Here is a 14,716-nt window from a genome sequence, read left to right as displayed (position 1 = left end):
AAAAATATTATTAGAAATTAAGCAGGACATAGAACAGTTTTTCAAAAATTTTGGAATCATATTTTCTAACACAATAAAACTTTCCTCTAACACAAAAATAATCTGTCTAACACAATAATTGAAGGCTTAATTAATTAAAAATAATAAAATAAATATTGGTACCAATATTAAATAGTAATTTTTAAATAGTTGTTAGAAAAAATGTAATTGTTTTTTGGTAGTTTTTATTTTTCAAATTAATAGGTGTTGTTCTTCGGTAGTTTTAGAAGGGGTGTTTTGTGTTAGAGTTTTCATTAATTGAGTGAAAATTTGTAAAAATTAAATTTCATGGAAACAATTCATAAAAAAAATAGAAGATTGCATATTTATGTACGCCAAGATAAATATAAAGGTGAATTAAAGTCACATAATTATGTTGGAAGAACATTTATTAATGGAAAACAAAAAGTAAGTTCATCTGGAACAACAAATTTAGAAGAAGCAATTCCTATTTTAGAGAAATGGTTTGATGAATTACAATTAGAAGGTAAAGTTGAAGAAAATAATAGTGAACAGACTGTGGTTCAACCAGAAAATACTTCAGAAATTAATTTAGAGCAACCAAAAGAAACAATATCAACTGAAAAAGAAACTGTTGAAGAAAAACCTAAAGAAGGTTTGAAACTAAGCATGTTAGATAAGTTAAAAAATATAAAATTTTCTAAATCAAAAGATGAAACATCAATAGTAAATGAATCTTCTCACAAAAATAAAGAAAATAAATTTAAATTAGTTTTTAAAAATTTTTTTCAATCAAAAGTTAAAAAATTAAGTATTGAAGGGGAGGAAATAGCAGGTCTAGACATGACAAGAGATGCTGTTAGAGTTGCACAAGTTTTACAAGATAAAGACAAGAATTGGATATTGGATAAGTTTTCTTACCGATCATTAGATCAAGAAAAAATAAGCGAAAATTTATTAGAACATAAAGATTATCTGTCTGATGAAATTGAATTAGCTATTGCTAATGCAAAAATTACTACAAAAAATGTTGCTCTATCAATTCCAGTTACGAGTGCAATTATTAGAGTGGTTACTAGTCCATTGATGACTGATGAAGAGTTGCAAAAAGCAATTGAGACAGATTCACTATGGGATAATTTAGTCCAGCTGACTGATAATCTAAATGATTATTCAATTTTTCATCAAATTATAAACAGAAACTCTAAAAATAATACAATGGAAATTTTATTTGTTGCCTCAAAGTTGGCTGATGTAAATGCTTATTCTTCTATTGTAAAAAAAGCTGGCCTCAACCCTGTTATTATGGACGTTCGTTGTTTTACTTTAAAAAATGCACATGACAACACAAAATATAAATCAATTACTGATAAAGGAAATTCAGCAATATTAGAACTGGGTATAGATGAAAATTATATTATGATTATTCATAATAATATTCCAGTAATCACAGATATTTTTTTAAGACCACAAGAAAAACAGCAATTATTAGAAGTGATTAGTGAGAATATACCCACGGATGCTGATGCTGTTATTAGAAGGTATGCAATGCAGGTTAAGCAAGCAATTACTGACTATGAAAATAAATATGAAAATAAAATTACATCCATTCAGGTAGTTTCAAGTTTAAAAAATATTTCTCTGTTATTACCAGTGTTCAAGAAAAATTTACCAACCACTGGGTTTATAAACTTTGATCCTTTACAAAATGTAGGAATACCCTCTTATAACAATGAAAAAATAAATAATGATAACAAATCACCTCTAGCTTCAGTGCTTGGCTTAGCTTATAGAAAATTAGATGTATTTGGTTATTACAAATTTGTAACAGCTGTTAAAAATATAAACTTACTACCTAATAGGGATGCTGTGCGTCAGCAAAATAAATTAAAATTTTTATCAGGTTTTGCACTTAAGGGAGCCATTGGTGCCATTGTAGGTATTTATTTAATCTTAACAGTTTTTTCATTTTTTCAAATTAACAATAACAAAGAAAAATTATTAGAATTTAATCAAGTACAAATAGAATTTAAAAAATTAAATAAAGACTTCTCTCTATTAGCTAAAGAAAGAAGAAAAATGCAACAATCCTTAGATCTTGGAAAATTAGTTAATTCGAACCAAGCACGGTCTTATAGATCACTGGCACAGGTAACGAGAAGTGTTCCACAAAGAGTTCAATTTACAAAAATGATTTTTGATGGCAATGATAGTTTAATTATAGAAGGGTTAGCTTTCTCTGATCAGGATATTTTAAATTTTATTTCTAATTTAAATTCCAAGTCATTAATTGAACAAGCCTCTCTAAGCTGCCATGAAAAATCAAACAGGTGATGGAAATTCTGGAAATAATAACAAAAAAGGATTTACAATAAATTGTAAATTAAAAATAATTTAATGGATCTAGCAAATTTAAAAAACATAGATTTAAAAAATATAATTCAAAAAATGAAGAGCGGTGGTTTTTCAGATAAAAAAATATTAATAAAATTTGCTGGAGGATTTGTTGCAATACTGATTTTTTTAATTAGCTATTATATTTTTGTCTCTCCAATTGTTCAGGCACAAGTAGAACAAATTAATATTATGAATGAAAATAAAATTAAAATAGAAGAATTTAAAAACAATATTATAAGACTAAAAAGTACAGTCAAAAATTTAGAACCTGAATATGAAAAAAATAGTAAATTATTTCATAGTAAAAAAGAGGTTGAAGATCTTTATCAAAACATTAGTAAATTTGCATTAATCAATGGTTTATCAATCACAAATTTAAAAAAAGGTGTGCCCAAAGCGGTTGCTGGAGACCCACAAGCTCAAAACACAGGACAAACGAACAAAAATAGTTCAGGTCAAAACACAACAACTAATGATAATCCAGAAGGGCAAAAGGAATTGTATTACACAATTCCAGTTGATTATGAAATCCAAGGAAATTTTTTAAGTTATCTTAAATTTAGAAGAGCATTATCAAAATCACAAAAAGTTATTAATTTTGACAAAGAAGAAATTAGTACAATTGCAGAAGTGCAAGGACAAATTTTATCAAAAGGAACAATTTCAATAGTGGGGTTACCAAGTGAATATAAATAATAAAAGATTATTAATTTTTCTAATGACATTATTACTGTGTCAATTTCAGCTTATAAATTTAAAAGCAGAAGATGTAATCACTATAGATGATGAGGAATTACCAGCAATAGACCCTTTTGCAGGAGGGTTAGGTTCGATAAATCAAGTTTTTGAAACAGATGATTCGATAAGAGCAAATAATGGTTTGCTAAATAATATGAGATTAGTTGGTATAATTATTGGTGAAAGTAAAAAAATAGCAATTTTTTCATCAGCAGATGGTGGTGCGTATAAGTACGAAGAAAATCAAGCAATCACGAGCACTACCACTCTAATAGAAATTTTTAGCGAAGTAGTAATTGTTCAAGATGAACAAAACAATAAATTTGAAGTTTATATGAACAATATAATCAAACCGAGTGAAGGATAAGAAATGAAAAAATATTTAAAAATTTTATTATCATTATTATTTATTGTTTTATTACAGTCTTGTGCAACACCAGGAAAAAAACCAAAGTTAATTCATGGCGATAAGCCTTTAATTGATACAGCTAAAATTATTGTTGATGGCCGTGCAGATATGGACAAGAAAGTTATTGATGGACCTAAGCCGTATGACACAGTTTTACCAAGAGAGGATAAGCGTAAAACAATAACAACTGAAAACGTTAAAAACTATGTCAATATTTCTGATGAGTATACCCACCTTAAACAAGTGATTAATATTAATTTTCAAGGTTTAGATTTTAAATATGTAATGTCATTAATGGCAGATATTGCAGATATAAATATTTTAGTAGGTGATGAAGTAAATGGCACAGTAAATGCTAAAATTCATAATGTGGGTTGGGATATTGCTTTTCAAACTTTATTAGATATGAAAACTTTAGTTGCTGATATTGATGTTGTGAATGGCATAATTAGAGTTCACACTCCTGAAAAATTAGCAGCACAAGAAATGGCAAAATCTGCTAGAGCAGAGGTGTTAAAGAAAAAAATAGCACTAGAAGAATCAGTTGAGCCAATTTTAGCTGAGATATTTAGATTATATTATATTAGCCCGACACAAGCAAAGACGACACTAGAAGCTTTATTTGCAACACAAAGTGCAGAAGGAGCAAACACGATGTCCAATCTTTCAATTACAGTTGAGGATACCACTAGATCAATAATTGTTAGAGGTCATGAGCCTGATCTAGATACTATTGATGCAGTTATAAGGGAAATAGACGTAAAAACTAAACAAGTTTTAATTGAGGCATTCATTGTTGATGCATCATCAACTTTTGCAGAGGAATTAGGGGCTAAACTTAACGCAATGACAAAAGAAGACAAAGCACCTTTCATTCCGTCAGTTGCAAGTGCTGCAGTTTCAAATGTAGCCTTAAAAGCAGCAACAGGAAGTGCAACTACTATGGGCACAGGTGGTTTGGGTGTAATTACAGGTATTGCAGTACGATCACTTAAAGTTCAAATTGAAGCATTAGAGTCGCTGGGTTTAAGTAAAACCCTTTCTCAGCCAAGTGTATTTACCTTAAATAATCAGGAAGCAACTATCACGCAAGGAACTCAGATTGCCTATCAAACGACAGCAGATGGAACAACTACTACTGCATTTAAAGAAGCCGCACTATCATTGACAGTTACACCAAGCATAATAGGAGATGGAAATGTGTTATTGGATATAAAAGTGAATAATGACTCTCCCGTAGAAGTTGCAGGTTCAGATGAACCGGGAATTAAAACCAATTCAATTGTCACAAAACTTTTAGTAAGTGATGGAGATATTGTTGTGATTGGTGGAATTAAAAAAAACACAATCAGCAATGTTAAAAAGAGCACAGTAGGAGCTGGTGAATTGAGAATAATTGGAAATGCAACTAAAGATAAAACTAAAAGTGACGAGCTAGTAGAATTACTAATCTTTATTGCCCCAAGGGTAATTGATTAAAATGAGTAAACTCAAATTAGATTCAACGAGCGAACAAAACATTTTAAATATGTTAATAGAGGGCTCCATCATTTCCTCTGAACAAATATCTAAAATTAATTCAACAAGCGCCGAAATAGGGAAATCAAAACTAGAAACTGCTTTTGAATTAAATTTTGCAGATGAAGATAAGATATTAAAACTTCTATCATCAAGCTATTCTTTACCAATTATAGATTTAAAAAAAACTGTAATAGACCCTAAGATCAAAAAAATTATCGATGCCAGATATATTCAAGATAATTTATTGGTGCCTTTTGAAATGGGAAATGGTGTTTTAAAAATTGCTATAGCAGATGCATCAAAATTGGGTTTAATGAAAAATTTAAAAACAATGACACAAATGGAACCAGAATTATATGCAGCATCCATAAGTGATATTAGTAATTTTGTTGAAAGATTAAATAAAAATAATGTGCAAAAAATATCTGACAAAAACATAAAAGTAGAAAAACTTGAAAAAAATATAAATGAAATTATTGAAGTTGGATCAGAAGTAATTGTTTTTGGAAATAAATTAATTACAGAAGCTATTAATATGGGCGCCAGTGATATTCATATTGAATCTTTTAGAGATAGTGCTCAAACAAGATTTAGAGTAGATGGTATATTAAAAGTAATTGATAAATACTCAAAGTTTTTACATGAAAATTATGACGGGGTTATTGCCAGAATTAAAATAATTAGTAAACTTGATATAGCAGAGCGAAGAGTTCCTCAAGATGGTGCCTCAACATTTAAATCTGAAAATAAAGAAATTGATTTAAGAGTTTCGGTTTTACCAACAAAAAATAAAGAACGTGTTGTTATGCGTATCTTGAATAAAGACGCGGGAGATAAGGCTTTAAATGAACTTGGTTTTGAAGATAAGGATTTAAATAAACTTATTAAAGCCATAAGTTCACCTCAGGGAATGGTATTAGTTACTGGGCCAACAGGTAGTGGTAAGACAACAACTTTATATAGTGTTCTAAAACATATTAACAAACCTGGAATGAATATTTTAACTGCTGAAGATCCTGTTGAATATGAAATGGAAGGAATAGGACAAGTTCAAATAAAAGAATCCATTGGTTATACTTTTGAAGAGGCTTTAAGGTCTTTTTTACGTCAAGACCCAGAAGTAATTCTAGTTGGAGAGATTAGGGATAAAGCAACAGTCGATATTGCATTAAAAGCAGCATTAACTGGGCATTTAGTGTTTAGTACCCTTCACACGAATGATGCTTCAAGCTCAATTACTCGTTTACAAAATATGGGTACACCAAACTACTTAATATCTGCAGCATTAACTCTGATTATGGCTCAACGTTTAGCACGAAAAACTTGTTTAGAATGTAGAGTAATTGATGAAAACATTACCCCCAAACTATTAAATTCAATTGGTTTTTTACCAGAACAATCTGCAAGGGCTAAAATTTATAAGGGCAAAGGCTGTGAAGAGTGTAGTAGTGCTGGCTACAAAGGAAGAATGGGAATTTATGAAATTCTTGAAATTGATAGTGAATTAAAGGCTGGAATTTTATCCAATCTTCAACAAACAGACTTGAATGCTATTGCAAAAAAAAATGGCTTTAGGACCATGCAAGATATGGGGCAGGATATGTTGTTAAGTGGTGATCTTTCTTTTGCTGAGTATGAAAGAGTTTTGCAATCTAATTAATGTTAAATTTTGAATATAAAGGAATATCTCTTGGTAAATACGTTGAAGGTGAAATTGAAGCTTTAAATAATGCGGAAGCGGCCCATAAACTTAAAGAGCAAAAAGTTATTATTACAAGACTAAAGGAAGCTAAAAAAAAGAAAGATCTTACCAAAAAAGAAAAGATGTCATTTAGTTTTGGCACAGGCATAAAACCACAAGAAATTTTAATTTTTTGTAAACAGTTTGCAACTATGCTTAGGGCGGGACTACCAGTATTAAATACTTTGGAAATGTTGGAGGGTCAAACGTCAGGACTTCCTATGAAAAAGATTATCCAAACAATTAAAAAAGATCTAGAATCTGGAAATGCATTATCAAAGTGTTTTGAAAAACATACTAAAATTTTTGATACAGTGGTTGTAAATTTAATAAAAGCAGGTGAGGCTAGTGGTAAGCTTGATACTTTCTTACAAAAAATAGTTATTAATTTAGAAAAAAGAGAAAAAATTAAATCACAAATTAAAAGTGCTTTATTTTACCCAGGTGTTTTATTTTCAGTTGCTATTATCGTTACAGTTTTTATGCTGATGAATGTTGTGCCAACTTTTGTAAATATGTATGAAGGTATGGGTATGGCAGATGATTTACCTACACCAACAGCAGTGATCATGGCCATGAGTGAATTTGTTCGTTCCTCTGGTGGTTTTTTTCTTTTAGTTTTTATTATATCTTTTGTGTTTGGTTTTAAATACCTAGTTAGTAAAAATTATGAATTTAGAAAAAAATGGCATCAAATTACATTAAAGCTTCCAATTTTTGGAAACCTAATACAAAAATCAATTTTAGCAAAAGTATCTTTAGTTTTGGGAAACCTTAACCAAGCAGGTGTAGATTTAATCGAAAGTATAGATATCGCAAAGTCGGTTACAGATAATGTAATTGTAGTAGAGGCTTTAGAAAACATTAAAAAAGGAGTTTTTTCAGGAGAAAGTTTAACTGACTTATTTAATAAGGAAAAAATATTTCCCACAACCTTTAGTCAATTAATATCAGTTGGTGAACAAACGGGTAGTTTGGATGAAATGTTTGGCTCTATTGCAATATACTATGAAGAAGAGTTTGATGTAGCTGTTGCTAACCTTGCAAGCTTAATTGAACCTATAATGATCGTATTTATGGGGATTACTATTGGCGGCCTCATGCTAGCAATGTATGCACCAATTTTCAATGTGGGGGCAATCATTGGGTAGATTACTATCAAAATTTGGTAATTTTTTTAATTTTTATACAAGTTATACTTTTTTTAGATTTTAACAGTAAGGGAAATTATGAAAAAATTAAATAAAGGTTTTACATTAATTGAATTATTGGTTGTTGTTGCGATCATAGGAATTTTAGCAGCAGTAGGTGTTGTTGCTTATAATGGTTATACGGGAGCTGCGAAAGTTTCTGCAACAAAAACAATTCATGCACAAACAGTTAAGTATATTTCAGCGGAGGCACAAAAATGTAGCTTAGGGGAATCAACATTCGTTGGTGGTCAGTCGTGTCCAGCAACACCATCTAAAGCTGTTACTGGTGCAGTAAGCCAATTAAAAGATAAAAATCCATACTCAACTGCTAATGCAGCTGTAAAAAGCTCTTCATCTTATGTGGTGGGTCAGATTAGTTTATCTACAAGTGGAAAAAATGTTGTTGTCAGATCTTGTAATAAAACAGGTTGTGCTACAGCCGACAAACAAGAAGCAACAATACAAGTAGATTAATATAAATAATATTTTTAAAATGAGGCATCATCATAGCCAAGGGTTTACTTTAATTGAACTTTTGGTTGTGGTTGCTATTATTGGAATTCTTTCAGCGGTAGGTGTCGTTTCTTATAGTGGATACAAGGCTTCAGCGGAAAAAAAACAAGCAGAAATTACATTAAACTCAATCTATTTAGCCGAACAAGAATATAAGTCTAATAATGGTGAATATTCTTATAATTCCTCTACCTCAAATATTGTAACAAATTTATTTGATGGAATAGACGACTTATCGGAGCAAGCATATTCCTTTAAAACAACAAATGCTAATACCTTAAGTATTATTGCTACTAAAAAAACTAATTCAAGTTGTACAATTACAATCACTGAGACTAATAAAAAAGCAAATGTAAGTAATAGCTGTTAGCTATGCCTAAATTATTTAAATTTATTTATTATAACATCGCTTTTGGAGTAGCACTTTGGGTAATTTTATTTCTTTATAAAATTAATATTTGGTTAGCAGTTGTTGGCTCAATTATTGTTATCTATTTTTTTATAAAAATTACATCAAAAGTTTTAATATTTATTAATAATCTATGAAAAAAAATGGTTTCACTTTAATAGAACTCCTAATCGTAGTAGCCATCATCGGTATCTTCGCTGCTGTAGGTGTAGTTACTTATAATGGGTATACAAAGAGTGCTAAAGAAAAAACTACTGAAATAAATTTTAGAAACATTAATAAATCACTAATGATTGAATTTATGAAATGTGAACTTGAGAGTGCAAATATAGTTTTTAGTAATCACAGTTGTAGTAATAGTAATGCGCCAGCTACATCTTGATTGGTAGCTTTATTAATACAGGTATGAATATGAGAAATTCTTATTCTACTAAATCATCAGCAATCAGCTCAAATCCTTGTACTCTTGGTACAGTGTCAATAACAACTCCTTCAAAAGGTAATTATTCTCTTAATATATATTCCCCTAAAATTCAAAAAATTACCTCAACAAATATTGGGACTATCTGGACGCCAATTAAAACTAATACTAAATAAACATTGGTTGTAAAAATACTTGGACAAAAATTAATACTAATGCGAATAATAAATAGAAAAGTGCAGGACCGTAAATCCTTCACCCTAATCGAACCATTAGTTGCATAACTTTAAAAAATAACAATACACATATGTAATTTTTTCATAATATGAAATTATGAAAGTTCCGATTCTTATTCCAAATATTTTTAATCATCCATTTACCTATAATTCTGATTTAAAACTTAAAGTAGGTGATTATGTTGTTGTACCATTTGGAAAATCTGAACTGACTGGAGTTGTATGGGATGACTTTGAAAAAAAAACAAATAAAAACTTTGCAATTAAAAAAGTTTTAAGAAAATTGGATGTTCCACCTCTAAAAAAAGATACAATTAAATTCCTAAACTGGTTTTCAGAATACAATATGACGCCTAAAGGTATGGCATTAAAATTATTATTATTAAGTAGTGGTGCTATAGAAAAGTTAGCAATTGAAACTTATGAACCATTTAAAATTGATATTAAACAAAATGAAATAAAACTTTCTAAAGAGCAAAAAGATTCATTAAAAAAAATGAATGTATTAAATCAAAAATTTAGAGTTCATGTTTTACAAGGTACTACCGGGTCAGGCAAAACGATGGTTTATTTTGAGGCTTTAAAAGAGATAATTAATAAGGGTTTTCAAGGGTTAATTCTATTACCAGAAATTGGATTAACAGGACAATTTCAAAATAAATTTATAGAATTTTTTGGATTCAAGCCTGCTGTATGGCACTCAGGTATTACAAAAAAAAATAAAGAAATTATTTGGAGTGGAATAGCAAATGATAAAATTAAAGTTGTAATTGGTGCTCGGTCTTCATTGTTTTTACCTTTTAAAAAACTAGGATTAATTATTATTGATGAAGAACATGATCAATCTTACAAACAAGATGAGGGAGTAACTTACAACGCAAGAGACATGGCAATTTCAAGAGCATCTTTTGAAAATATTCCAATCAATTTAATAACAGCAGTTCCATCTATTGAAACTTATGGTAATATTAAAAAAGGCAAATATAGTTTATCAAAACTTAATCAAAGATATTTAAATGCATCTTTGCCAAAGTACGAAATAATTAATCTAAATAATTCAAAACTTAAATCTCAATCCTGGATATCAAAAGAAATAATTGAAAAAGTAAACTTACATCTTGAAAAAAAAGACCAAGTTTTGTTTTTTTTAAACAGAAGAGGATTTTCTCCTCACGTATTATGTAAAAAATGCTTTACTAGCTATTCATGTCCGAATTGCTCAATAAATTTAGTATATCATAAAAATAAACAAAATTTATTATGCCATTACTGTGGGTATAAAACTTTATTAAATAGAAACTGCTCTAAAGAGGGAAAATGTGATTTTATTTTTAGTGGCCCTGGTGTTGAAAGAATATCGGAAGAGGTTAAAAAAATTTTTCCCACTCAAAAGACAGCTATATTTTCTAGTGACACAATGAACAAAAAAAGCTCTTCAGATATTTTGGAAAAAATTATAAATAATGAAATCCAAATTTTAATTGGGACTCAATTAATTTCTAAAGGATTTCATTTTCCAAGTTTAAATTGTATAGTTGTAGTTGATATTGACTTATCATCACAAGGTCATGACTTAAGGGGTGCAGAAAAAAACTTGCAGTTATATCATCAACTTTCAGGAAGAGCAGGTAGAACAGGAAATCCTGCAACTGTTTATTTTCAAACTTACAATTTAGATACTAAGTTAATTACAGAAATTACAAATAAAGATCCGGATATATTTTTAGACAAAGAACTTGAAATTAGAAGGAAAAATAATCTTCCACCTTTTCAAAGATTTATTGCCTTAATAATTACAGGTAACAATGAAAGAGAACTTGAAAAAGAGGCTTATAAATTTAAAATTTTTATAGAAGGCGCTGTGGATGGTAGAGTTCTTGGACCTGTGAATGCACCTATATTTAGATTAAAAAGACGATTTAGAGTGAGACTTTTGATCAGGGGACGAAAGTCTCTAAAAGTCCAAAATTCACTAGCAAAAGTCATCGAAAAATTCCAATTTCCTATTGGAATGAAACTAACGGTTGATGTTGACCCAATAAACTTCAATTAATAGACAAAAAATAATACTTTTAGACAATGTGTGACTTGAAGAGCTTATGGTCATATGTTAATTAAAACGGAATTTTAATAAATCTTCAATTATTTATAAGGAACAACAAATTGAGCAAAAATAAAGGTTTTTCAGAAACATCAGCTGGCAGGTACTCCCTGGCGCTTTATGAATTAGCCATAGAAGTTAATGTGTTAAGTGAAATTGAAGTACACTCTGCATCAATTATTAATTTAATTGCTTCAAGTGAAGATTTTAAGTCTTTAATCAAAGATCCAACAAATAATAAAGAAGATCAGCTTAATGCTTTAAACAAAATTTCAGAACAATATAAATTAAATGAATTATTAACAAAATTTTTAAGCTTTCTGATATCTAAAAGAAGATTCTTTTATGTGGATAAAATTTTAAAAAGCTTTGTTGAAACATGTTCAATTAAAAGAGGTGAATTAAAAGCAGAATTGATTTCTGCAAAAAATCTTTCTGAAAATGAAATTAACACTATAAAAGAAGAGTTAACTAAAAATTTTAGTTCAAAAATAAAATTAAACTACAAACATGATGCAAGTTTAATTGGGGGTTTGATTGTGCAAGTCGGAAGCATGATGGTGGATACTTCCATTAAAAATAAATTACAACAACTCGAAAATAGGATGATAGAGGCATAAATGGATATAAACCCATCAGAAGTAACAAAGATATTAAAAGAGCAAATTAAAAAATTCGGTGATAAAGCTGAAGTGACTGAAGTTGGTCAAGTTTTATCAGTAGGAGATGGTATTGCTAGAGTATATGGATTAGATAACGTTCAAGCTGGAGAGATGGTAGAATTTTCTGACGGATCAAAAGGAATGGCTCTAAACTTAGAAAGTGAAAATGTTGGAGTTGTAATTTTTGGTGATGATAGAAAAATTAAAGAAGGTGATGTTGTTAAAAGAACTGGAAGCATTGTTGATGCACCTGTTGGAAAAGAATTATTAGGAAGAGTTGTTGATGGGTTGGGAAATCCAATTGATGGTAAAGGTGCCTTAGATAAAACAACAAAAAGAAGTAGAGTTGAAGTAAAAGCTCCAGGAATTATTCCAAGACAATCTGTTAGTGAACCAATGCAAACAGGTTTAAAGTCAATTGATAGTTTAGTTCCAGTTGGAAGAGGACAACGTGAATTAATTATTGGTGACAGACAAACTGGAAAAACTGCAGTTGCTATTGATGCTATCATTAACCAGAAAAAAATAAATGAATCTGGCGATGAGAAGCAAAAACTTTATTGTATCTATGTCGCTATAGGTCAAAAAAGATCTACAGTTAGACAAATTCAAAAAACTTTAGAAGAAGCTGGTGCAATGGAGTATACAACAATTGTTGCTGCTACGGCTTCAGATGCAGCGCCACTTCAGTTCTTGGCACCTTATACAGGCTGTACAATGGGTGAATACTATAGAGATAATGGTATGCATGCATTAATCATTTATGATGATTTATCTAAACAGGCTGTAGCTTATAGACAGATGTCACTTTTATTAAGAAGGCCTCCAGGAAGAGAAGCTTACCCAGGGGATGTATTTTATTTACATAGTAGATTACTTGAAAGAGCTGCGAAGCTTAGTGATGAACATGGCGGGGGATCATTAACTGCTCTTCCAATAATTGAAACGCAAGGTGGAGACGTATCAGCGTTTATTCCAACTAACGTGATTTCAATTACGGATGGACAAATATTTCTTGAAACGGAATTATTTAACCAAGGAATTAGACCAGCGATTAACGTAGGTTTGTCGGTTTCTAGAGTTGGATCTGCAGCACAAACAAAAGCAATGAAAAAAGTTTCTGGTTCAATGAAACTTGAGCTTGCTCAATACAGAGAAATGGCTGCCTTTGCTCAATTTGGATCTGATTTAGATGCATCAACTCAAAAACTTTTAAATAGAGGCTCAAAGTTAACTGAACTTTTAAAACAAAAGCAATATTCACCAATGACAGTTGCGGAACAAGTAATTTCTGTTTTTTGTGGAGTTAAAGGTTATTTAGATGATGTAGAGCTTAATAATATTGCTAATTTTGAATCTAAGATTATAGAAAAATGTAAATCTGAAAAGCCTGAAGTTTTAGAATCTATTTTAAGCTCAGGTAAGCTTGAAGATGATAATGAAAAACTATTAGTTGAAGTAATAATGGAACTTAAGAAAAACTTTAATTCTTAAAATATGGCAACGCTAGACGACTTAAAAAAAAGAATAGCAAGTGTAAAGTCTACACAGAAAATTACCAAAGCCATGAAAATGGTTGCGGCTGCTAAACTTAAAAGAGCACAAGAAAATGCTGAAAAGGGGAGACCTTATTCTGAAAAGATGAATAACATTATTCTTAATTTATCTAGTGGTATTTCTGATAAGGAAAATGCACCTAAGCTCCTTTCTGGAACAGGTGAAGAGAAAGTGCATTTATGTATTGTTTTAACATCTGATCGAGGTTTATGTGGAGGTTTTAATACAAACATTATTAAAAAAGCTAAAGTATATTTTAAAAAAATATCTGATGAAGGAAAAACTTTAAAAATTATAACTGTAGGATCTAAAGGTTATGATCAATTAAAGAGAGTTTACATAGATGATATTGTTGAAAGAGTATCCTTTAAAGATTCAAAAACTATTAATTATTTAGATGCTGAAAAAGTAGGAAAGATGATAATTGAAAATTTTGAAAAAAAAGAATTTGATGTATGTACAATTTTTTATAATAAATTTAAAAATGTAATTACTCAAATACCTCAAGAACAACAAATAATACCTTTAAAAACTCCTGAAGTAGAGAGCAATTCTTATGATGATAATTATGAATTTGAGCCAGATGAGGATGAGATTTTAAGTAACTTATTACCTAAAAACATATCTACACAGATTTTTAAAGCAATGTTAGAGAATTCAGCTAGCGAACAGGGTTCAAGAATGAGCGCAATGGACAGTGCAACTCGAAACGCGGGTGAAATGGTTGACAAGCTTACTATTGAGTATAATAGAAGTCGTCAAGCAGCTATTACAAAAGAACTAATTGAAATCATATCAGGAGCGGAAAGTTTATAATT

At 29.8% G+C, this 14,716-nt stretch carries 14 protein-coding genes and 1 pseudogene; all 15 read left to right on the top strand.

From position 1 onward, the window contains the following. Positions 1–327 precede the first annotated feature (327 nt). Positions 328–2,334, top strand: a complete 2,007-nt coding sequence (gene pilM / locus ABXT58_RS06535) for a pilus assembly protein PilM (RefSeq protein ID WP_415303857.1) — start codon at positions 328–330, stop codon at positions 2,332–2,334. 63 nt (positions 2,335–2,397) lie between these two features. Beyond that, positions 2,398–3,093 carry a pilus assembly protein PilO gene (locus tag ABXT58_RS06530; RefSeq protein WP_415303856.1) on the top strand — a complete coding sequence of 232 codons (696 nt, stop codon included), beginning with the start codon at positions 2,398–2,400 and terminating at the stop codon, positions 3,091–3,093. Between the two features lie 22 nt (positions 3,094–3,115). Beyond that, complete coding sequence (locus ABXT58_RS06525) at positions 3,116–3,502, top strand: hypothetical protein (protein WP_415303855.1); 387 nt, start codon at positions 3,116–3,118, stop codon at positions 3,500–3,502. A 3-nt stretch (positions 3,503–3,505) separates the two neighbouring features. Further along, complete coding sequence (locus ABXT58_RS06520; protein WP_415303854.1) at positions 3,506–5,023, top strand: secretin N-terminal domain-containing protein; 1,518 nt, start codon at positions 3,506–3,508, stop codon at positions 5,021–5,023. A 1-nt stretch (position 5,024) separates the two neighbouring features. Then, positions 5,025–6,725: a GspE/PulE family protein gene (locus ABXT58_RS06515; RefSeq protein ID WP_415303853.1), complete on the top strand. Its 1,701-nt coding sequence runs from the start codon at positions 5,025–5,027 to the stop codon at positions 6,723–6,725. After that, entirely contained in the window at positions 6,725–7,957 is a 1,233-nt protein-coding gene (locus tag ABXT58_RS06510; RefSeq protein WP_415303852.1) for a type II secretion system F family protein, read from the top strand. The genes ABXT58_RS06515 and ABXT58_RS06510 overlap by 1 nt, the downstream gene beginning before the upstream one ends. Before the next feature lie 78 nt (positions 7,958–8,035). Continuing rightward, positions 8,036–8,473 carry a pilin gene (locus ABXT58_RS06505; RefSeq protein WP_415303851.1) on the top strand — a complete coding sequence of 146 codons (438 nt, stop codon included), beginning with the start codon at positions 8,036–8,038 and terminating at the stop codon, positions 8,471–8,473. 19 nt (positions 8,474–8,492) lie between these two features. Continuing rightward, positions 8,493–8,882, top strand: a complete 390-nt coding sequence (locus tag ABXT58_RS06500) for a type IV pilin protein (RefSeq protein WP_415303850.1) — start codon at positions 8,493–8,495, stop codon at positions 8,880–8,882. 2 nt (positions 8,883–8,884) lie between these two features. Next, a complete protein-coding gene (locus ABXT58_RS06495) occupies positions 8,885–9,058 on the top strand; it encodes a hypothetical protein (protein ID WP_415303849.1) in 174 nt (57 codons plus the stop codon). After that, positions 9,055–9,169, top strand: a pseudogene (locus ABXT58_RS06490) (type IV pilin protein); the annotation flags it as partial. The gene ABXT58_RS06495 and the pseudogene ABXT58_RS06490, both read left to right, overlap by 4 nt. A 163-nt stretch (positions 9,170–9,332) precedes the next feature. Beyond that, positions 9,333–9,518 (top strand): hypothetical protein, encoded by a 186-nt coding sequence (locus ABXT58_RS06485; RefSeq protein ID WP_415303848.1) that lies wholly within the window; start codon positions 9,333–9,335, stop codon positions 9,516–9,518. Positions 9,519–9,675: 157 nt separating this feature from the next. Next, positions 9,676–11,631, top strand: coding sequence for a primosomal protein N' (gene priA / locus ABXT58_RS06480; RefSeq protein ID WP_415303847.1), 1,956 nt, complete (start codon positions 9,676–9,678; stop codon positions 11,629–11,631). A 110-nt stretch (positions 11,632–11,741) separates the two neighbouring features. After that, positions 11,742–12,299 (top strand): ATP synthase F1 subunit delta, encoded by a 558-nt coding sequence (gene atpH / locus ABXT58_RS06475; RefSeq protein ID WP_415303846.1) that lies wholly within the window; start codon positions 11,742–11,744, stop codon positions 12,297–12,299. After that, positions 12,300–13,835 carry a F0F1 ATP synthase subunit alpha gene (gene atpA, locus ABXT58_RS06470; RefSeq protein WP_415303845.1) on the top strand — a complete coding sequence of 512 codons (1,536 nt, stop codon included), beginning with the start codon at positions 12,300–12,302 and terminating at the stop codon, positions 13,833–13,835. A gap of 3 nt (positions 13,836–13,838) precedes the next feature. Further along, positions 13,839–14,714: a F0F1 ATP synthase subunit gamma gene (locus ABXT58_RS06465; protein ID WP_415303844.1), complete on the top strand. Its 876-nt coding sequence runs from the start codon at positions 13,839–13,841 to the stop codon at positions 14,712–14,714. Positions 14,715–14,716 lie beyond the last annotated feature (2 nt).

Origin of the sequence: Candidatus Pelagibacter sp. Uisw_090 (genome assembly GCF_047717845.1) — a bacterium.
In the GTDB taxonomy this organism is placed as follows: Bacteria; Pseudomonadota; Alphaproteobacteria; order Pelagibacterales; family Pelagibacteraceae; genus Pelagibacter.
Note: the sequence above shows the minus strand (reverse complement) of the source record. Positions and strands in the feature narration are given on the sequence as shown.